Source organism: Kitasatospora sp. NPDC088351 (genome assembly GCF_040685575.1).
GTDB lineage: Bacteria > Actinomycetota > Actinomycetes > Streptomycetales > Streptomycetaceae > Kitasatospora.
In genome coordinates this window covers 1-19936 of sequence record NZ_JBFBIL010000007.1, presented here as the reverse complement: position 1 = coordinate 19936, position 19936 = coordinate 1, and the positions used below count along the sequence as shown (strand labels likewise).

18 protein-coding genes are annotated in these 19936 nt (G+C 70.1%); 13 read left to right on the top strand and 5 right to left on the bottom strand.

Features of this window, described 5'->3' with window-relative positions; translation table 11 throughout:
* Positions 1 to 213 precede the first annotated feature (213 nt).
* From AB0P06_RS07530 to AB0P06_RS07495, 8 genes are all read left to right on the top strand, one after another.
* Complete coding sequence (locus AB0P06_RS07530; RefSeq protein WP_363605828.1) at positions 214 to 822, top strand: DUF1707 and DUF4190 domain-containing protein; 609 nt, start codon at positions 214 to 216, stop codon at positions 820 to 822.
* A 427-nt stretch (positions 823 to 1249) separates the two neighbouring features.
* The gene (rpsL, locus tag AB0P06_RS07525) at positions 1250 to 1621 is read left to right on the top strand and encodes a 30S ribosomal protein S12 (protein ID WP_014144289.1); all 372 of its coding nucleotides are present in this window, start codon (positions 1250 to 1252) and stop codon (positions 1619 to 1621) included.
* Positions 1622 to 1623: 2 nt separating this feature from the next.
* Entirely contained in the window at positions 1624 to 2094 is a 471-nt protein-coding gene (rpsG, locus tag AB0P06_RS07520; protein ID WP_030055803.1) for a 30S ribosomal protein S7, read from the top strand.
* Between the two features lie 39 nt (positions 2095 to 2133).
* Positions 2134 to 4239: an elongation factor G gene (gene fusA, locus AB0P06_RS07515; RefSeq protein WP_363605827.1), complete on the top strand. Its 2106-nt coding sequence runs from the start codon at positions 2134 to 2136 to the stop codon at positions 4237 to 4239.
* A 197-nt stretch (positions 4240 to 4436) separates the two neighbouring features.
* Positions 4437 to 5630, top strand: coding sequence for an elongation factor Tu (gene tuf / locus AB0P06_RS07510; protein WP_363605826.1), 1194 nt, complete (start codon positions 4437 to 4439; stop codon positions 5628 to 5630).
* A 292-nt stretch (positions 5631 to 5922) separates the two neighbouring features.
* The gene (locus AB0P06_RS07505; protein WP_363605825.1) at positions 5923 to 6939 is read left to right on the top strand and encodes a glycosyltransferase family 2 protein; all 1017 of its coding nucleotides are present in this window, start codon (positions 5923 to 5925) and stop codon (positions 6937 to 6939) included.
* A 96-nt stretch (positions 6940 to 7035) separates the two neighbouring features.
* On the top strand, positions 7036 to 9438 hold the full coding sequence (locus AB0P06_RS07500; RefSeq protein WP_363605823.1) for a hypothetical protein: 2403 nt from the start codon (positions 7036 to 7038) through the stop codon (positions 9436 to 9438).
* Positions 9439 to 9466: 28 nt separating this feature from the next.
* Positions 9467 to 9931: a GtrA family protein gene (locus AB0P06_RS07495; protein WP_363605822.1), complete on the top strand. Its 465-nt coding sequence runs from the start codon at positions 9467 to 9469 to the stop codon at positions 9929 to 9931.
* Positions 9932 to 10038: 107 nt separating this feature from the next.
* On the opposite strand, the gene AB0P06_RS07490 is transcribed toward AB0P06_RS07495, so the two are convergent.
* The 5 genes from AB0P06_RS07490 to rfbA form a co-directional block, all read right to left on the bottom strand.
* Positions 10039 to 11313, bottom strand: coding sequence for an acyltransferase (locus tag AB0P06_RS07490; protein ID WP_363605820.1), 1275 nt, complete (start codon positions 11311 to 11313; stop codon positions 10039 to 10041).
* A gap of 98 nt (positions 11314 to 11411) precedes the next feature.
* Positions 11412 to 12368, bottom strand: a complete 957-nt coding sequence (locus AB0P06_RS07485; RefSeq protein WP_363605818.1) for an NAD(P)-dependent oxidoreductase — start codon at positions 12366 to 12368, stop codon at positions 11412 to 11414.
* A 27-nt stretch (positions 12369 to 12395) separates the two neighbouring features.
* The gene (locus AB0P06_RS07480) at positions 12396 to 13298 is read right to left on the bottom strand and encodes a glycosyltransferase (RefSeq protein ID WP_363605816.1); all 903 of its coding nucleotides are present in this window, start codon (positions 13296 to 13298) and stop codon (positions 12396 to 12398) included.
* 155 nt (positions 13299 to 13453) lie between these two features.
* A complete protein-coding gene (locus tag AB0P06_RS07475; RefSeq protein ID WP_363605815.1) occupies positions 13454 to 14053 on the bottom strand; it encodes a dTDP-4-dehydrorhamnose 3,5-epimerase family protein in 600 nt (199 codons plus the stop codon).
* Positions 14050 to 14925 (bottom strand): glucose-1-phosphate thymidylyltransferase RfbA, encoded by an 876-nt coding sequence (gene rfbA / locus AB0P06_RS07470; protein ID WP_363605813.1) that lies wholly within the window; start codon positions 14923 to 14925, stop codon positions 14050 to 14052. The genes AB0P06_RS07475 and rfbA overlap by 4 nt, the downstream gene beginning before the upstream one ends.
* 82 nt (positions 14926 to 15007) lie before the next feature.
* Here rfbA and rfbB point away from each other — a divergent pair, with 82 nt between their 5' ends.
* The 5 genes from rfbB to AB0P06_RS07445 form a co-directional block, all read left to right on the top strand.
* The gene (gene rfbB / locus AB0P06_RS07465; protein WP_363605812.1) at positions 15008 to 15982 is read left to right on the top strand and encodes a dTDP-glucose 4,6-dehydratase; all 975 of its coding nucleotides are present in this window, start codon (positions 15008 to 15010) and stop codon (positions 15980 to 15982) included.
* The gene (locus tag AB0P06_RS07460; RefSeq protein WP_363605811.1) at positions 15979 to 17295 is read left to right on the top strand and encodes a hypothetical protein; all 1317 of its coding nucleotides are present in this window, start codon (positions 15979 to 15981) and stop codon (positions 17293 to 17295) included. The genes rfbB and AB0P06_RS07460 overlap by 4 nt, the downstream gene beginning before the upstream one ends.
* A 110-nt stretch (positions 17296 to 17405) precedes the next feature.
* Positions 17406 to 17807 (top strand): DUF2304 domain-containing protein, encoded by a 402-nt coding sequence (locus AB0P06_RS07455; RefSeq protein ID WP_363605810.1) that lies wholly within the window; start codon positions 17406 to 17408, stop codon positions 17805 to 17807.
* On the top strand, positions 17804 to 18580 hold the full coding sequence (locus tag AB0P06_RS07450) for a glycosyltransferase family 2 protein (protein WP_363605808.1): 777 nt from the start codon (positions 17804 to 17806) through the stop codon (positions 18578 to 18580). The genes AB0P06_RS07455 and AB0P06_RS07450 overlap by 4 nt, the downstream gene beginning before the upstream one ends.
* A 364-nt stretch (positions 18581 to 18944) precedes the next feature.
* Positions 18945 to 19936: phospholipid carrier-dependent glycosyltransferase (locus tag AB0P06_RS07445; RefSeq protein WP_363605806.1), on the top strand; the 992-nt coding region annotated here is incomplete at its 3' end.

Sequence of the window (19936 nt, the reverse complement as noted above, 5' to 3'; positions counted from 1 at the left end):
TGCCATTGCCCGGGCGGACTGTCGCCCGGGTGGGCGATCTTCGGCGGGTCTGGGCCGAACGGATGAAGGCCGAAGTGACGGTCCCTCGCCCGACCGGTGTGAGCGCGCCACATGCTCGTCGGGAAAAGTGGCAACTACTCAGGACCCCCGTTCGTCCTGCACTATGAAGGTCGGTGAGCGCGCGCGGCGCGCCGGGGCGTCGGGAGGTGGCGGATGGCCGTTCAGCCGTGGGGCGAGCAGGGCCCCGGGTACGGCGGTCGGCCGCCGCAGGTGCCGGCCAAGCCGTACGCCGGGTCCTGGCAGCCCGCGCCCACGCCGCAGTCGGCGATGCGGGCGGCGCACACGGACCGCGACCGCACGATCGACGTGCTGAAGGCCGCCTTCGCCGAGGGCCGGCTCTCCGCGGACGAGTACGGGCAGCGCTTCGAGGCGGCGAGCGGCGCGCAGACCTACGGCGAGCTGGCCCGGCTGGTGGCCGATCTCCCGTCCGGTCCGATGGTGACGCCGATGCTGACGCCGATGGGCGCACCGGCCCCGGTGGTCCCGCCGACCTTCCTGCCTCCGCCGCCGCGCCGCACCAACGGCGCCGCGGTGGCATCCCTGGTGCTCGGCGTGCTGACCCTGCCGACGATGGGGATGACCGGCCTGCCCGCCGTGATCTGCGGGCACATCGCCAAGAGGCAGCTGTCCGTCCGGCAGGAGGAGGGCGACGGCATGGCCGTCACCGGCCTGGTGCTGGGATGGCTCTCGGTCGCCGGCTGGACCCTGCTGCTCCTCGCGGGGATCTTCTTCAGCGGTGGCGGCGGCTCCGGATCGTACTGACGGCACCCCGCCCCGGGCGGTGGGAGGCGGCTGCGGTGGCGACGGGCTCCGGACTGTGGTAGAGCGGCAGGTAGGCGGTCCGACACCGGACGTCCGCTCGCGGGACATCCCCGCGACATCCGGCCGACGGCCGCGACCTGCGGCGTTGCATTTGTTTTGACCGAGCTCCATGCGCTAGGTACGCTCTGACCTTGTGCCTGGGGTGTCCCCGGGTCCTTGTGCGTGCATGCACACCGGTCGCCGCGCCGAGCCGGAGCGCCTTCCAGCGCCCCGCGCGTTGAGCGCCGTCGCTGTACATCAGCTCATGGGATTCCGTGTCGGAATAAGCCCAACACACCCGACCGCGTGGGTCGACCACGGGGCCGTGTGTGAGGGAACACCACAGGTTAGTTCCACCAAGCCTTGGCACACAGAAAACGGAGAAACGGTGCCTACGATCCAGCAGCTGGTCCGAAAGGGCCGGCAGGACAAGGTCGAGAAGAACAAGACTCCCGCGCTGAAGGGCTCGCCCCAGCGTCGCGGGGTCTGCACGCGTGTGTACACGACCACCCCGAAGAAGCCGAACTCGGCGCTTCGTAAGGTCGCCCGTGTGCGCCTCACCAGCGGGATCGAGGTCACCGCTTACATCCCGGGCGAGGGCCACAACCTGCAGGAGCACTCCATCGTGCTGGTGCGCGGTGGTCGTGTGAAGGACCTTCCTGGTGTCCGCTACAAGATCATCCGCGGTTCGCTTGACACCCAGGGTGTCAAGAACCGCAAGCAGGCTCGCAGCCGCTACGGCGCCAAGAAGGAGAAGTAAGAATGCCTCGTAAGGGCCCCGCCCCGAAGCGCCCGGTCATCATCGACCCGGTTTACGGCTCCCCGGTCGTCACCCAGCTGGTCAACAAGATCCTGCTGCACGGCAAGCGCTCCACCGCCGAGCGGATCGTCTACGGCGCCCTCGAGGGCGTTCGTGAGAAGACCGGCTCGGACCCGGTCGTGACGCTGAAGCGCGCGCTGGAGAACGTCAAGCCGGCCCTCGAGGTCAAGTCCCGCCGTGTCGGTGGCGCGACCTACCAGGTCCCGGTCGAGGTCCGTCCGGGCCGCGCCAGCACCCTGGCGCTGCGCTGGATGGTCGGTTACTCCCGCGCCCGTCGCGAGAAGACCATGACCGAGCGCCTGATGAACGAGATCCTCGACGCCAGCAACGGCCTGGGCGCTTCCGTGAAGCGTCGCGAGGACACCCACAAGATGGCCGAGTCCAACAAGGCCTTCGCGCACTACCGCTGGTAGTCCCTACCCCGTCACTAGACAGAGAGAGAACGAGCCACCATGGCTGCAACCTCCCTTGACCTCGCCAGGGTCCGCAACATCGGGATCATGGCGCACATCGACGCGGGCAAGACCACCACCACCGAGCGGATCCTGTTCTACACCGGTGTCTCGTACAAGATCGGTGAGGTCCACGATGGCGCTGCCACCATGGACTGGATGGAGCAGGAGCAGGAGCGCGGCATCACGATCACGTCGGCCGCGACGACCTGTCACTGGACGGTCGACGACGTCGACAACACCATCAACATCATCGACACCCCGGGTCACGTCGACTTCACCGTCGAGGTGGAGCGTTCGCTGCGCGTCCTCGACGGTGCGGTGACGGTGTTCGACGGTGTCGCCGGTGTCGAGCCCCAGTCCGAGACCGTGTGGCGGCAGGCTGACCGCTACGGCGTCCCGCGCATCTGCTTCATCAACAAGCTGGACCGCACGGGCGCGAACTTCTTCTTCTGCGTCGACACCATCGTGGAGCGCCTCGGCGCGACCCCGCTGGTGATGCAGCTCCCGATCGGTGCCGAGGCGGACTTCAAGGGCGTTGTCGACCTTGTCCGTATGAAGGCGCTGGTCTGGTCCGCCGAGGCCGCCAAGGGCGAGATGTACGACATCGTCGACATCCCGGCCGAGCTGCAGGAGCAGGCCGACGAGTACCGCGAGGCGCTGCTCGACACCGTGTCGAACGTCAGCGACGAGGTGATGGAGCTCGCCATGGAGGGCGAGGACGTCCCCGAGGAGCTGCTCTACGCCGCGATCCGCAAGGGCACCCTGGAGTCGGCCTTCACGCCGATCTTCTGCGGTACCGCGTTCAAGAACAAGGGCGTTCAGCCCCTGCTCGACGCGGTCGTCAAGTACCTGCCGTCGCCGCTGGACATCGAGTCCATCGAGGGCACCAAGCCCGGTGACGACACGGTCAAGATCTCCCGCAAGGCCTCGGACGACGAGCCGCTCGCCGCGCTCGCGTTCAAGATCATGTCGGACCCGCACCTCGGCAAGCTCACCTTCGTCCGGGTTTACTCGGGCCGCCTGGAGTCCGGCACCTCGGTGCTGAACGCCGTCAAGGGCAAGAAGGAGCGCATCGGCAAGATCTACCGCATGCACGCGAACAAGCGTGAGGAGATCGAGTCGGTGGGCGCCGGCGACATCATCGCCGTCATGGGCCTGAAGCAGACCACCACCGGTGAGACGCTGTCCGACGAGAAGAACCCGGTCATCCTGGAGTCCATGGACTTCCCGGCCCCGGTCATCCGCGTCGCGATCGAGCCCAAGTCCAAGGGTGACCAGGAGAAGCTGGGTGTCGCCATCCAGCGTCTCGCGGAGGAGGACCCCTCCTTCCAGGTCAACACGGACGAGGAGACCGGCCAGACCATCATCGCGGGTATGGGCGAGCTGCACCTCGAGGTGCTGGTCGACCGTATGCGCCGTGAGTTCAAGGTCGAGGCCAACGTCGGCAAGCCGCAGGTCGCGTACCGCGAGACGATCCGCAAGGCCGTCGAGCGTATCGACTACACGCACAAGAAGCAGACCGGTGGCTCCGGCCAGTTCGCGAAGATCCAGATCGCGATCGAGCCGATCGAGTCCGGCGAGGGCTACGAGTTCGTGAACAAGGTCACCGGTGGCCGCGTGCCGAGGGAGTACATCCCCTCGGTCGACGCCGGCTGCCAGGAGGCCATGGAGTTCGGTGTGCTCGCCGGCTACCCGCTGCAGGGTGTCCGCGTCACGCTGCTCGACGGTGCCGCGCACGACGTCGACTCCTCCGAGCTCGCGTTCAAGATCGCCGGTTCGATGGCCTTCAAGGAAGGCGCCAAGAAGGCCGGTCCGGCCCTCCTGGAGCCGATGATGGCCGTCGAGGTCACCACGCCCGAGGACTACATGGGCGATGTGATCGGCGACATCAACTCTCGCCGTGGCCAGATCCGGTCCATGGACGAGCGTCACGGTGCCCGCGTCGTTTCGGCGCTGGTGCCTCTCTCCGAGATGTTCGGCTACGTCGGTGACCTGCGCAGCAAGACCTCCGGTCGCGCGAGCTACTCGATGCAGTTCGACTCGTACGCCGAGGTTCCGCGGAACGTGGCGGACGACATCATCGCCAAGGCCAAGGGCGAGTAACGTCCCGACATTCGGGATGTTTGCGAACCCTTAGGCTATTAGGAGGCAACCCGGGAGAATCCGGTCGGATTCTCCCGGGGGCCTCCGGCCCCCACCCGCGGGACGGCATGGGGTGCCCACCGGCACCCCGTACCCAACCCGATCAAAGACCAACTGACGTCAGCACGGCGTACAGAACTGTCCTCAGGAGGACTGCAGTGGCGAAGGCGAAGTTCGAGCGGACGAAGCCCCACGTCAACATCGGCACCATCGGTCACATCGACCACGGTAAGACGACCCTTACCGCGGCCATCACCAAGGTGCTGCACGACGCGTACCCGGAGATCAACCCCTTCACGCCGTTCGACCAGATCGACAAGGCGCCGGAGGAGCGGCAGCGCGGTATCACCATCTCGATCGCGCACGTCGAGTACCAGACCGAGGCGCGTCACTACGCCCACGTCGACTGCCCCGGTCACGCGGACTACATCAAGAACATGATCACCGGTGCGGCCCAGATGGACGGTGCGATCCTCGTCGTCGCCGCCACCGACGGCCCGATGCCGCAGACCAAGGAGCACGTGCTCCTGGCCCGCCAGGTCGGCGTCCCCTACATCGTTGTCGCCCTGAACAAGGCCGACATGGTGGACGACGAGGAGATCCTGGAGCTCGTCGAGCTCGAGGTCCGTGAGCTGCTCTCCGAGTACGAGTTCCCGGGCGACGACCTGCCGGTCGTCCGCGTCTCCGCGCTGAAGGCGCTGGAGGGCGACAAGGAGTGGGGCGAGAAGCTCCTCGGCCTGATGCACGCGGTCGACGAGGCCATCCCGACCCCGGCCCGCGCCGTGGACCAGCCGTTCCTGATGCCGATCGAGGACGTCTTCACGATCACCGGTCGTGGCACCGTCGTCACCGGTCGTATCGAGCGTGGCATCCTCAAGGTCAACGAGACTGTCGACATCATCGGCATCAAGGAGACCAAGACCACCACCACGGTCACCGGCATCGAGATGTTCCGCAAGCTGCTCGACGAGGGCCAGGCCGGTGAGAACGTCGGTCTGCTCCTCCGTGGCATCAAGCGCGAGGACGTCGAGCGCGGCCAGGTCATCATCAAGCCCGGTTCGGTCACCCCGCACACCGAGTTCGAGGCCCAGTCGTACATCCTGTCGAAGGACGAGGGTGGCCGTCACACCCCGTTCTTCAACAACTACCGCCCGCAGTTCTACTTCCGTACCACGGACGTGACCGGCGTTGTGACCCTCCCCGAGGGCACCGAGATGGTCATGCCGGGCGACAACACCGCCATGACGGTCGTGCTGATCCAGCCGATCGCCATGGAGGAGGGCCTGAAGTTCGCCATCCGTGAGGGTGGCCGCACCGTCGGCGCCGGCCAGGTCACCAAGATCATCAAGTAATTGATGCTCTAGACCTGCCTGTACCGCACAGGCGAGCCGAAGGGCCCCGCACACTTCCGGGTGTGCGGGGCCCTTCGGCGTGTCGGGCCTGATCGGCCGGTGTGCATCAGGTAAAGGGCCTGTTGGGAGGGTGGCCAGATCGTGCTGCTATCCTGGCCGCTCATTGGGCTCTCCCTCGCTGCTGTCCGCGATCCTCCGGGTGCGGAGGGAGAAGGATTCCAGCCGGTGGGTCGTCCCGGCCGGTCCGCGCCCCTTCGGTCGCTCTCGGATACATGGGGACAGGCGAGCAACGATGTTCAACGCAGCAGCACAGGAAGACGCGTCGGCCGGCCGGCCGACGCCGCTGTTGTCGGTCGTGATGCCGATCTACAACGAGCAGGAGGCGCTGCCCCTGACCGTCCAGCGGCTGCGTCCGATCCTGGACGAGCTGGGGATCGACTACGAGGTCGTCGGCATCGACGACGGCAGCACCGACGCCACCCCGGCGCTCATGCAGAAGATCCACCAGGACTGGCCGGAGTTCCGGATCGTCCGCTTCGCGCGCAACTCCGGGCACCAGGCCGCGCTCACCGCCGGTATCCACCGCGCCTTCGGCGACTACGTCGTCTCCATCGACGCGGACCTGCAGGACCCGCCGGAGAAGATCCCCGAGATGCTCTCGCTCGCCCGCGAGCAGAACCTCGACATCGTCTACGGCGTGCGCGGCGACCGCGGTACCGACACCTTCTTCAAGCGGCGTACGGCCGGCGCCTACTACTGGCTGATGCGCAAGCTCGTCGGCAAGAACATGCCCAACCAGGCCGGTGACTTCCGCCTGCTCAGCCGGGCCGCCGTGGACGCGCTCAAGGCGCTGCCCGAGCACCAGCCGGTCTACCGCCTGCTGGTGCCGTGGCTGGGCTTCCCCAGCGGCGAGGTCGTCTACGTGCGCGAGGAGCGGGTGGCCGGCAGCACCCACTACCCGCTCTCCAAGATGGTCCGCCTGGCCATCGACAGCATCACCAACTTCTCCGCCAGCCCGCTGCGGCTCGCCACCTGGCTCGGTCTGCTGAGCTTCGTGCTCTGCTTCGCCCTGGGCATCTACACCACGGTCGAGTACGCGCTGGGCAAGACCGTGCCCGGCTGGTCCTCGCTGTTCATCGGCATGCTGTTCCTCGGCGCCGTGCAGCTCGTCTGCATGGGTCTGCTCGGTGAGTACGTCGGCCGGATCTACTCGGCGGCGCAGGCCCGCCCGGCCTACTTCGTGGGCTACGACTCGGCGGACGAGCGCGACCCCGCGACGGCCCGCCGCACCGCCTCGTACGCAGGCTGACGAACAGTCCGTCCGCGGCGGTGGCCGACCGCCGCGGACGCAGTCGCGTCGCGGACCGTGGCGCCAACGCAGAGCCCGGACAACAGAATGGACACCATGGGCAGCACCGACAGAACGGCAACCTCGCCGGAGGCACCCGGTGGGAGCCGGCCGGGCGACCCGGGGCGGTCCACGCCGGCCGGTGCGCACGAGGACTCGGTGCTCCTGAGGCTGCGGCGGTTCGCCCCGGCGGCCGCCGCCTACCTGTTCCTGGTGGCGCTGCTGCTGTCCGCGGACACCTCGGCGGGTGACATCGCCCGCTACACCTTCTACGCGGCCTGGGGTGTCCTGCTCCCCGGCACCCTGGTGTTCCGGGCGCTCCGGCGCCGGCCGTACACCCTGATCGAGGACCTCGCCTTCGGCGCGGCCACCGGTCTCGTCCTGGAGCTCGGTGCCTGGGCGCTGCTGATGCCGCTCGGCCTGCAGCAGGCGGCGATCGCCTGGCCGCTTCTCGTGGTCGTCCCGTTCGCCGCGGTGCCCGCCCTGCGGCGGCACTGGCGCCCGAGCGGTTACCGCCGCCAGTCGGAGGGCTGGTCCTGGGCGGTGGCCGGCGCGGTGGCGCTCACCTCGGCGTACTACTACCAGGTCTTCCTCTCCAAGTTCCCGATCCTGCCGACGGACGAGACCACCCGGCAGTACGGCGACCTGCCCTACCTGCTCTCGCTCGCCGGGAACGCCAAGCACAACTTCCCGCTGACCCTGCCTCAGGCGGCGGGGGAGCCGCTGCACTACCACTGGTTCACCTTCGTCCACATGGCGATGGGCGACATGGTCGGGCACATCGACCTGCCGGTGATCGAGATGCGGCTGATGGTCCCGGCGCTCAGCGCGCTGGGCATCCTGATCACCGCGGTGGTCGCCCAGCGGCTCAGCGGCCGGGCCTGGGCCGGTCCGGTGGCGGCCGTCCTGGTCTTCGCGGTCGGCGAGTTCACCGCCGCCTACCCCAACAACGTCAGCAGCTGGACCTTCGGGGCGCCGGCCGTGCGGCTGATGTCCTTCGTGAGCCTTTCGCTGACGTACAGTCAGCCGCTGCTGATCGCGCTGATCGGGGTCGTCGGCGATGCCCTGCGGCGGAGCCGGGAGGGCGCCGCACAGGCGGTCCCGGCCATCGGCCGGGGTGCCTTCGTCCTCACCGGGCTGTTCGCGCTGGCCTCCAGCGCGGCCAAGGCCAGCTCGCTCCCGGTGACCCTGGCGGGCCTGGCCTTCGCCGGGCTGATGGTCCTGATCGGTACCCGGCGCATCCCCTGGACGATCGTGGGCCTGGGCGCGGTGCTGGGAGCCGCGCAGCTCTTCGCGACGGCCGTCATCTTCGACTTCGAGAGCTACGGCCTGGAGGTCATCCCGTTCGGCAACATCCAGCAGTACTGGGCCGATCCGCAGCACAGCCGTTCGGCGGCGGTACAGGCCGTCGTGGTCGCCGCGACCCTGGTTGCCTTCCTGCTGAACCACCAGCTCAAGGTGGTCGGGATGGTGCCGCTGCTGTGGCGCAGCCGGTTGAACCTCGACCCGGTGCAGTGGTTCCTGCTCGGCGGTGCGGTGGCCGGACCGGCCGCGTACCTCGCCGTCAACGGCTTCAACTCCAGCTACTTCACCATCGCCGGGCTGCCGTTCGGCGTGCTGCTCTCGGCCTGGGGCTACAGCGAGGCGTTCGACCGGGCCGCGCTCCCGGGCCGCGCCAGGGCCGCGCTCGCGGCCGGTGCGCTGACGCTGATCGCCGTGCTGACCTTCGTGCTCTACCGCTACTCGGCGCAGTGGGCGGAGCACGCGATCGGGCTGTTCGGTGACACCAAGGTCTGGACCTCGTACACGCCGCTGCTGCCCGCACTGGTCGCCGCCGCGGCCCTGGCCGGGATCGCGCTGCTCTGCGGGCTCGCCTGGTGGGCCCTCTCGCGGGGCGTACCGGCCCTGCGCGGCCGCGGCGGCATCGTCCTGCTGACCGCGACCCTCGCCGTCGGCGTCCCCGGGCTGGCCCTGGACGCGCTGCAGGCCAGGAAGGTGCTCTGGGAGGGCACCTGGGTGCTCCCCGCGACCCAGGTCGACGCGGCCCGGTGGATCCGCTCGCACAGCGACCCGGCGGACGTGCTGGCCACCAACAGCCACTGCTGGCAGTTCGACGACTACGTCAACGGTCCGTACTGCGACAACTACCGCTCCCACTGGCTCGGCGCCTACTCCGAGCGCTCGGTGCTGATCGAGGGCTGGGCGTACGCGCCGCGGCTCATGGCCACCGCGGGCGGTGCGGCGGCGACCACGGCCACCTTCTGGGACGAGGCGCTGCTCAAGCTCAACGAGGAGGCCTTCTACCAGCCCACGCCCGACATCCTGAGCCGCCTGCACAACGACCACCACGTCCGCTACCTGGTGGTCCAGCGCAAGGCGGGCGCCGAGTCGCCGCTCCTCAGGAACCTCGCCAAGCAGGTGTTCGACAACGGCCGGGTGGCTGTGTACGAGCTGGCCTGATCCGACCGATCCGATCCGACGACGAATCATGGGCATTGAGATGGTCTCCACCGACAAGCAGGCCGCGACGGCGCAGGACGATTCGGCCGCCGCGCGGCCGTCCGGCGCGGCCAAGCGCCAGATCCCGTCCTTCCTGGTCATCGGGGTTCTGAGCACGCTCTTCTACCTCGGGCTGTACGTCGTCGCGCGGCAGTTCGTCAACCCGCAGGCGGCCAACCTGATCGCCCTGGCGGTGAGCGCGGTCGCCAACACCGCGGCCAACCGCCGGTTCACCTTCGGGATCACCGGGTCCGAGGGGGCGCTGCGGCACCAGCTCCAGGGCGCGGTCGCGTTCCTGATCGGGCTGGGCCTGAGCAGCGGTGTGCTGGCCCTGCTGGACGTCGCCGCGCCGCACGCCTCGAAGGTGGTGGAGGTCGGCGGCCTCGTCGTGGCGAACGGCCTGGCGACCGTGGTGCGCTTCCTGCTGATGAAGGTCTGGGTCTTCAAGGACTGACCGTCCGGCCCGCCGATACCGCGAGCGCCCGGTGGCGATCCTCTCCAGGGAATCGCCACCGGGCGCTCTTCGCGTATCCGGGGGTCAGCGAGCCGGAGCCCTCCGCATCAGGCCGAGACGGTCGGCGGCCGGACCGGCTGCGGCTCCTGGCCCGCCGGGGCGGCCGGCTCCGGCGTGTTCGACGACTCCGGTGAACCACCGTCCCGGCGCCGGTCCTTGAGCCTGCGCACCGGCCCGGGCGTCCAGTCCTTGAGCTTCATCGCGGGCGCCTCGATCAGGTGCCAGGAGAGCGCGGCCAGCACGACCGTCCCGGCCAGCGCGCAGGCGAGGAAGACCAGCTTGCCGTGCTTGGCGTAGCCGAGCATCGCGAGCGCCTGCTCGACGGTGAAGCCGTAGATGTAGATGCCGTACGAGTAGTCCCGCTTGCGGCCGATCTTCTGGAACAGGCGCGGCAGCCTGATCGCGAGCCAGAAGAGCAGGTAGGCGAAGGCCGGGTAGCCGATCACGAAGACCCCGCCCCAGCACAGGGTGGCCGCGAAGGCCAGCGCCGACAGCAGCGCCAGGCCGTCGTGCACCGGGACACGTTCGCGGTAGAGCTGGAAGGTGGCGCCGAGCAGGAAGACGAAGCCCAGATGGACGATGAAGTGGATGCTCATCGAGCCGAGGAACGGGACGTTCACCCCGGAGCCCATGTCGCCGGGGATGCCCCGCCAGCCGGGCGCGTCGATCCAGTCGTTGAGGATCAGGATCCAGAGCCCGACCATGGCCAGCGGCACGAAGCGGCGGGCCCGCAGCAGGACCCCGCCGGCCGCCAGCAGCCCGACGACTATGTAGCAGAGGATCTCGTACTTGAGCGACCACAGGGCGCCGTTGACGCTGCCGTCGAAGTTGGTGCCGCGCCGCACGCCCTCCGCGATCACGCCCGAGACGTCCCAGCCGCCGGTCAGCGAGGTGTTCCAGGTGCCGGTCAGGTAGGTCTTCGGGCCGTTGGGGTGGCTCCAGAAGCCTTCCAGGGTGTGGTGCTGCCAGCGGTACAGCAGCGGGATGATGACCAGGGTGGAGATCAGCAGCGAGCCCCAGAGGCCGGGCAGGATCCGCAGCGCCCGGTGCCAGCTGTAGCGGCCGATGGTGGAACGTCGGCCGCTGCCCGTGATCATGAACCCGGAGAGCACGAAGAAGCCGATCACGGCCATCTTCCCGAGGTCGGTCTGCTCGCCGCTGAACTTCCACAGCGGGTCCAGATGCCCCCACGCGAGCGGGTAGACGTGCGAGACCACGACGGAGGTGGCCAGCAGCAGGCGCAGCAGGCCGAAGCTGTTGGCACGGCCGGAGAACAGCTCGGCCAGTGTGCCCCGGGAGTGGAACAGACTGCGGGGTCTCATGGGTTCCTCAAGGACTGGGTCGGGGCTGGCCCGAGGGGAGAGGCACTGCGGCGTGGCGGCCGGAGCGCGGTGGAGACCGTACGGTCCCGGCCGGGTGCCTACGGGGCGGGCGTGGCGGCCTGGGCCTGCCAGAGCTCCGAGACGGCCTGGCGCAGGGTGCGCCGGGGGGTCCAGCCGAGCCGCTCACGGGCGACGGTGATGTCGAGCTGCTGCCACTCGGTCTCCGGGCCGGTGCCGGCCGGCGCGGGCACCTCGGTGATCTCGGTGGGCACCCCGCTCTCCTCGATCAGCAGCTCGACGAGCAGCCGGGCGGAGGCGGCGGAGCCGGTGCCGATGTTGACCACCGGCGGGGCCGAGCGGTCGGTGGCGGCCAGGATCACGGCGTCGAGGGTGTCGGTGAGGTCGACGAAGTCGCGCTGCGCGGTGAGCGGCTGAAGCGAGAGCTGAGCGGTCTCGCCGGCCCGCCGGGCGGCGTCCAGCTTGGCGGCCATCACGCCGAGCAGGCTGTGGCCGGGCTGGCCGGCGCCGACCACGTTGCCGAGCCGCAGCACCACGGCGTCGATCCGGCCGGCCTCGACGGCGCGGACCACGGCCTCGGTGGCGGCGAGCTTGAGCCTGCCGTACTCCATCACCGGGGCGGCCTGGTCGCTCTCCCGCTGGCTGACGCCGATCGGCGCCATGCCGTACTCGTGCACGGTGCCGAGGTGGACCAGCCGGGCGGGGGCGGCCATCGCCGAGACGGCCTCGATCAGCCGGTCGACCAGGACCACGTTGGCCTGGTACATCTGCTCGTCGGTCAGGCCCCACATGCCGCCGGCCGCGTTGACCACCGTGTCGATCCGCTCCCGGTCGAGCAGCTCGGTGAGGTCGGCCGCGGCGTCGGAGGAGAGGTCGAAGGCGACGAACCGGCCGGGGGCCGGGTCGGCGGGGGCCTTGCGGGCGAGGCTGATGACCTCGGCGCCGTGCTCCAGGAGCCGGGCGCCGAGCACCCGGCCGATGAAGCCGGTGCCGCCGAGGACGGCCACCCGGGCCGGGGCCGTGTGCGGTGCGGTCATTGCGGGGGACTCCAGGGGTGGGGAGGGTCAGCGAGGCCGGCTGGCCGTGCTGGTGGCGTTGCGCAGCAGGGTCTTCGCGCCGTCCCACTGACCGGCGCGCATCGCACCGGGGACCAGGGTGAGGGCGTGGATCCGGGCCGACAGGTGCATCCGGGACGCCTTCGCGGCCTTCGGCCAGCCGTGCGCGTCGAGGCGGTCGGCGGCGTCCAGGAAGTACCGCCGGGCCTCGGTGAAGCGGGTGCCGCTGAAGGCGGACTTGGAGGAGATGCTGACGGTGTGCCGGCGGTACTGGAACACCCGGACGTCGTCGACGACCATCTGCTCGCCGGCCTGCAGCAGGTCGATGACCAGGGCGAGGTCCTGGATGATCTCCAGGTTGTCGCGGAAGCCGGTGGTCCTCACGGCCTCGGTGCGCCAGCAGATCGACGGGAAGTACAGCCAGTTGCCCTTGAGCAGGCTGACCGCGAGGTCCTCGCCGCCCATCAGGACGCGGCCCTGCTGCCGGGGTGCGTAGATCCGCCGCTTGGCCTCGTCGGCGAGCGAGCTGCTCGGCTTCCCGCTGCCGTCGATGACCTCGACGCCGGGCTGGATCATCGCGACGCCGGGGTACTGGGCCAGGATCGACCGGACGGTGGCGACGTACTCGGGCAGCATGATGTCGTCGGTGCCCATGAACACCAGGTACTCGTGCTCGGCCATGCCCAGGCACTTGCGGTAGTTGCCGGTGACGCCGAGGTTCCGCTCGTTGCGGAAGTAGCGCACCCGCGGGTCGCCGAGCTCCGCGAACCACTCCGGGACGCCCGGCTCCCGGCCGTCGTCCACGACGGTCAGCCGCCAGTCCGGGTCGCTCTGGGCCAGCACGCTGCGGACCGCGGCCTGCATCAGCGCGACGTCTCCGTAGTACGGAAGCAGGATTTCCAGAGTGGTCATGGTGGGGCACATCCGCTGGTCGGAGTCGGGGCCGGAGGCAGGGCGAAGACCCCGCGGCGGGCCCATCATACTGAGCCCGCGGACGGCCCTCGCCGGGGCCGGACGCCGATGCCCGGGCCGGCGCCGGAGGGCGCGGACCCGGGCATCGGATCGGTTCAGCGGGTGCGCAGGCTCTCGGTGAACGCCCGGCACTTCTCGTAGTCCGGGAGCAGACCGGTGGCGAGCGCCTCGGCCAGCGAGGGGGCGGCGGCGTCCCGGGCGGACAGCTGCGGGGCGTCGGTGGGCCACTCGATCCCGAGGTCCGGGTCGAGCGGGTGCACCGCGTGCTCGCCGGTCGGGTTGTAGGTCTCCGAGCAGACGTACGACAGCGTGGCGTCGTCGCTCAGCGCGCAGAAACCGTGGCCCAGGCCTTCGGAGAGGTAGACGGACTTGCGGTCCACGTCGTCCAGCCGGACGAACTCCCAGCGGCCGAAGGTGGGGGAGCCGACCCGCAGGTCCACGATCACGTCGAGCACGGCGCCGCGGACGCAGCTGACGTACTTGGCCTGGCCGGGCGGGACGTCGGCGAAGTGGACACCGCGCACCACGTCCTTGGCGGACACCGACAGGTTGCCCTGGGCGAGCCGCAGCGGGTGGCCGACGGCCTCCTCCAGGCGGTCGAAGCGGTACCACTCCATGAACAGGCCGCGGGGGTCGCCGTGCTGCTGCGGGGTGACCTCGACGGCGCCGGCGATGGACAGCTCGCGGAACCTCACTGGTCGCCCTCCTCGTCGAGCAGGGCGATCAGGTAGTCGCCGTAGCCGCTCTTGCACAGCGGCTCGGCCAGCTCGCGCAGCCGCGCGGAGTCGATCAGGCCGGCCCGCCAGGCCGCCTCCTCGATGCAGCCGATCTTGAAGCCCTGGCGCTCCTCGATGACCCGGACGAACTCGGAGGCCTGGACCATCGAGACGAACGTGCCGGTGTCGAGCCAGGCGGTACCGCGGTCGAGGATGGTGACGTGCAGTTCGCCGGTCTTGAGGTACTCCTCGTTGACGGCGGTGATCTCCAGCTCGCCGCGGGCGCTCGGCTTCAGGCCGGCCGCGATCTCGACCACGCGGTTGTCGTAGAAGTAAAGGCCGGGCACCGCGTAGCGGGACTTCGGCTGGGTCGGCTTCTCCTCGATGGAGATGACCTGGCCGCTCTCGTCGAACTCCACCACGCCGTACGCGGTCGGGTCGGCCACCGGGTAGGCGAAGACCATGCCGCCGGTCGGGGCGGTGCGCTGCGCGAGCCGGGTGCCGAGGCCGCTGCCGTGGAAGATGTTGTCGCCCAGGATCAGCGCGACGGGCTCCTCGCCGATGAAGTCGGCGCCGAGCACGAAGGCCTGCGCGATGCCCTCGGGCTTCTCCTGGACGGCGTACTCCAGCTTGAGCCCGAACTGGGAGCCGTCGCCGAGCAGGCGCTGGAACTGCTCCTGGTCCTGCGGGGTGGTAATGATCAGGATCTCGCTGATACCGGCCATGACCAGGGTCGACAGCGGGTAGTAGATCATCGGTTTGTCGAAGACCGGCAGAAGCTGCTTCGAGACTGCTCGGGTCAGCGGCCACAGTCGTGACCCGGTGCCGCCCGCCAAGAGGATTCCACGCATGCCCCGCAGCTTATGTGAGTGGCCGGGCCCCCCGCTGGCCCGGGGCGATGGCCCCGGGGCGCACCGGTAGACTGCCCGCACTATGCGCATCCTCGTCACCGGCGGCGCCGGCTTCATCGGTTCAGAGTTCGTCCGGCAGCTGCTCGGCGCCGACGCAACGGATCAGATCACCGTCTTCGACAAGCTCACCTACTCGGGCGTCGAGGCCAACCTGGCGCCTGTCGCCGGTCACAGCGGCTACTCCTTCGTCCGCGGTGACATCTGCGACGTGGACGCCGTCGACCAGGTGATGCCCGGGCACGACGTGGTCGTGCACTTCGCGGCCGAGTCGCACGTCGACCGGTCGATCGAGGGCGCGGGCCCGTTCGTGGTCACCAACGTCCTGGGCACCCAGGTGCTGCTGGACTCGGCCCGCAAGCACGGTGTCGCCCGCTTCGTGCACGTCTCCACCGACGAGGTGTACGGCTCGATCTCCGAGGGCTCGTGGACCGAGGAGTGGCCGCTGGCCCCCAACTCCCCGTACTCCGCCTCCAAGGCCGGGTCGGACCTGCTGGCGCTGGCCTACCACCGCACCCACGGCATGGACGTGGTGGTCACCCGCTGCTCCAACAATTACGGGCACTACCAGTTCCCGGAGAAGGTCATCCCGCTGTTCACCACGAACCTGCTGGACGGCCGGAAGGTGCCGCTGTACGGCACCGGCGGCAACATCCGCGACTGGCTGCACGTCTCCGACCACTGCCGCGGCATCGAGCTGGCCATGCGCAAGGGCCGGGCCGGCGAGGTCTACAACATCGGCGGCGGTACCGAGATCACCAACAAGGAGCTGACCGGCCTGCTGCTGGAGGCCGCCGGCGCCGACTGGTCCATGGTCGAGCCGGTCGCCGACCGCAAGGGCCACGACCTGCGCTACTCGCTGGACATCACCAAGATCGGCGAGGAGCTCGGCTACGCCCCGCAGGTCCGTTTCGAGGACGGCCTCGCCGCCACCATCGCCTGGTACCGCGAGAACCGCGCCTGGTGGGAGCCGCTGAAGGCCAAGGCCACGCTGCGATGACGAACCCGGTGGCCAAGCTGCTGGGGGCGCTGCCCCCGGGGGTGCGGCTCGTGGCGGGGGGCACCGTGGTCCTCGGTGTCTCCTCGTACATCTTCCTGGCACTCGCCGGGCACAGCCTGGACACCACCCAGGTCGCCGGGGTCTCGATGCTCTGGACCCTGGTGATGTCCGTCGGGTACGGGCTGTTCTCGCCGGTCGAGCTGGAGCTGACCCGCCTGGTCGCCGCCCGCGACGTGGCCGGCCAGGGACCGGGGCCGGCCATCCGGCGGGTGCTGCTGGCCACCGCCGTGGTGCTGGTCGTGGTGCTGGCCGCGGTCGCGGCCGCCGCCCGGCCGATCGCGGACCGCTTCTTCTCCGGCGACCTCGGTCTGGTGGCCGGCATGGCAGGCGCGCTGGTCGGCCTGGCGGTCAGCTCGGTGGCCCGCGGGGCGCTGGCCGGACTCGGCAGGTTCGGCGCCTACGGCCTGCAGCTCGGCGTCGACGGCGGGCTGCGGATCGGGCTGGCCGCGCTGATCCCGCTGTTCGGCGCCCATTCGGCCCTGGCGTTCAGCCTGATCCTGGTGGTGGCGCCGCTCGCCGCCTCGGCGATCGGGATGCGTTCGGTCCTCGCCGACCGGCGCGGCGGTCCCGCCCCGGTCTGGCGCGACGTCGTCACCGGCCTCGGCCTGCTGACCGGCTCGACGCTGCTGGCGCAGCTCATGGTCAACGCCGCGGTGGTGAGCGTCGGCGTGCTCTCGCCGTCCTCCAAGGCGCTGATCGCCGCCCTGCTGAACGCGGTGGTCCTGGCCCGGGTGCCGCTCTTCGCCTACGCCGCGATCCAGGCCTCGCTGGTCTCGTCGCTCTCGGGCGCCGCGGCGGCCGGCAACCACGCGGAGTTCCGCAAGGTGCTGCTGCGCACCGGCGGCATCGTGGTCCTGATGTGCACGGCCGCCGGGCTGCCGACGGTGATCCTCGGCCCCTGGGCGATCCGGCTCTTCTTCAAGGCACAGGACGTGCTGGGCTCGGTCGACTTCCTCTGGCTGTCGCTCGGCACCCTCTGCTACATGCTCGCCACCGTGTTCGGCCAGGCGCTGCTGTCGCTCGGCCGCCACCAGCGGCAGCTGCTCGCCTGGCTGACCGGCTCGCTGGTCCTGACGGCCGTCACCCTGGTGCCCGGCGACATCGCCACCCGCGTCGAACTGGCCTACCTGGCTGGTGCGGGTGTGAGCGCGGCTGCCATGCTATGGGCGCTGGCCCGTTCCCTGGCCGCCCCGGCCGGTGCCGTGGCGGAGCCGAAGGAACCGCTGGCGGCGCGTCACACGTCGGAGGTGTGACGCTTCGTCCTCGGGCCTAGCACAACTGGCGGCGGCGGCCCGTTCACGCCACGCCTTTAATATGTGATTACCCTTGGCCACGCCACTGCCGCTGAAAGGCGCTTCCAGTCGTGCATCTCACCGTCATCACTTCGATCACCGGCGTGCTGGTGCTCGTCTACATCCTGGAGCTGCTGCGCCGACAGCAACTCCGGGAGAAGTACGCGGCAATCTGGCTCGCGATCGGCGTCGTCGTGGCGCCGCTCGGATTCTTCCCCACGATTCTGGACTCAACCGCGCGCCGGCTCGGAATCGCGTCCGGCGTGAGCCTGGTCCTCTTCGCGGGCTTCGTGCTGGTCCTGCTGGTCTCCCTGCACCTCAGCTGGGAGGCGTCCCGGCTGGAAGCGGAGACCAGGACCCTGGCCGAGGACGTCGCCATGATGCGGGCCCACCTGGCCGAGCACCACGGCTACCCGATCGCGCGCAGCAGCAACGACGGCAGCAAGTCGACCGACCCCGGGGTGACCGCATGATCGACGGCAAGCGGGTACTGATCATCCTCCCCGCGTGGAACGAGGCGGAGGGGCTGCCCAAGATCCTCCGCGAGATCCAGGAGAAGCTCCCCGGAGTGGACACCCTGGTGGTGGACGACGGCTCGGTGGACAACACCGCGGCCGTCGCCGCCGGGGCCGGCTCCCGGGTCGCGCAGCTGCCGTACAACCTCGGCGTCGGCGGCGCCATGCGGTTCGGCTACCGCTACGCGCACCTGCACGACTACGACGTGGCCATCCAGTGCGACGCCGACGGCCAGCACGACCCCGCGTACGTGCCGGACCTGCTGGCGAAGCTCCAGGAGGCGGACCTGGTCATCGGCGCCCGCTTCGCCGGTCAGGGCAGCTACAAGGTGCGCGGCCCGCGCAGCTGGGCGATGAAGCTGCTGTCGGTGGTGCTCTCGCGGATCACCGGCACCCGCCTCACCGACACCACCTCGGGCTTCAAGGCCTGCAACAAGCCGATGATCGAGTTCTTCTCGCAGTGGTACCCGGTCGAGTACCTGGGCGACACCATCGAGAGCATGGTCGGCGCCGCCCGCTGCGGCTTCGTCATCCGGCAGGTCCCGGTGGCGATGCGCGAGCGGACCACCGGCACGCCCAGCGCCTCCCCGATCAAGGCGACGATCTACCTGGCCCGCGCCGGCCTGGTGCTGCTGCTCGCGATGATCCGCCGGATGCCCAAGCACCTGAAGTCCATCCAGCCCGCCACCCGTGCGGCGGCCAACCGGCGCGAACTCGTCGGCAGGGCGTAGGACGGTTCGTCCGCGCCCCCGGCGCCCGTGCGGCGGCGGGCCCGGACCACTTGCGCAAACGGTTCCGCTCCGGCGGTCGGCACAGTGCCGACCGCCGGAGCGCGTTATGGCACATTCTTTGCCCGCCGTTAGGGTGAGCGCTACGCGGAGTGTGCTAAGGGAACAGACCGTCGGGGACGGCGGTCCGTGTGCGACCGCCTCCGAGGGGTGCGCGGGCGCCGGGTCTGCGCGAGTTGTTAGCGTGACCTCCACAACTGGTCTGCCGAGTGGAGCCCCGCGGGCTGCCGGGCGGGCCGCGGACAGGCCGGCCCGGCCTGCCGCATCCATCTCAGAGCCGGGCTACCAGGGGAAGAGTCGGAGATCAGTGCAGACTTCAACAGAGACCGTCGAAGAGCACCCGGGCGGTGCCCCGGGGAGTAGGACTCCGGCGGCCGCCGCGACCCGCCCGTCGGGCCTGCCGGGCCGGGTGGTGCGGCGGTTCGACGAGGCCCGGGGCCACCGCTGGTTCTGGCCGGTGGCGCTGCTCGTCGGCTACGCCGTGGAGGTGCTCTTCCGGCTGGTGCTCGTCCGGCACCTGAGCTACCCGTCGGTGCACGCGGACGAGGACGGGTACCTGGTCCTGGCCCGCGTGCTGGCCGGCCGGCCGACCACCGAGATGCCGGTCGGCGTGGTGATCCCCGGCGGCTACCCGCTGCTGATCTCCCCGGCGCTGCGGCTCTCCGACGATCCTGTGACGGCCTACCACCTGATCATGGGGATCAACGCGCTGCTGAACGCGCTGGTCTTCCCGCTGGCCTTCCTGGCGCTGCGCCGCCTCGGGGTCCGTCGGCTGCTGGCGTACGTCTTCGCCGGCGTCACCGCGCTGCTGCCGCCGGTGATCTTCTACTCCGAGTTCGTCATGTCGGACACCGTCCTGCCGGTGCTGATCCTGGCCTGGCTGCTCTGCATGCACGGCTGGCTCAGCGACGGCCCGGTGAAGCGCCGTGCCTGGTACGCGGCGGGGACGGGCGCGGCCGCCGGGTACGCGATGGCCACGCACGACCGGGGCGGCGTGGTGGTCGCGCTGACCGCGGTGGTCTTCCTCGGCGTGCTGGTGCTGCGCTGGGCGCCCTGGCGCACCACGGTGGCGGGGCTCGGGGCGCTCGGGGTCTTCGTGGCCGGCGCCAAGCTGCTCTCGGCCTGGCTGAACCGGCAGTTCACCGTCGAGCCGAGCAAGGTCGGCGACTTCCTGCTGGAGGGCCTCACCGACCCCGACAAGGCCCAGATGACGCTGACCAGGACCGTCGGCCAGGTCTGGTACTTCATCGTCTCCACCTGGGGCATCGGTGGCCTCGCCGTCGTCACCTGCCTCTTCGC